General features: G+C 58.4%; 1 protein-coding gene. It reads right to left on the bottom strand.

What is annotated here, in order from left to right; genetic code table 11:
• On the bottom strand, positions 1-231 hold a 231-nt coding region (locus ACI77I_RS32335; protein WP_407000288.1), incomplete at both ends, for a transposase.

Genomic DNA, 231 nt, shown 5'->3' with positions numbered 1-231 from the left:
AAACTGCTGGCCGTTGGAGTAGCCAGCATCGGCTGTCACGCTCAGGGCATCTTGTTCCAGATGTTCTTTTGAGGCCTTGGCCATTGGCTCGAGTTGCTTGCGGTCATCGCCATCCTGGGTCACTTCATGGTGCAGGATCAGGCAATGTGCGGCGTCCACGGCGGTTTGTACGTTGTAAGCCACCCGCGGCCCTTTGGGCGTGCGCATCATTCGGGCATCGCTTTCTTGGGT

Source organism: Pseudomonas sp. D47 (genome assembly GCF_045447305.1).
Taxonomy (GTDB): Bacteria; Pseudomonadota; Gammaproteobacteria; order Pseudomonadales; family Pseudomonadaceae; genus Aquipseudomonas.
The sequence above is the reverse complement of the archived record's forward strand: the minus strand, read 5'-3'. Positions and strand labels throughout refer to the sequence as shown.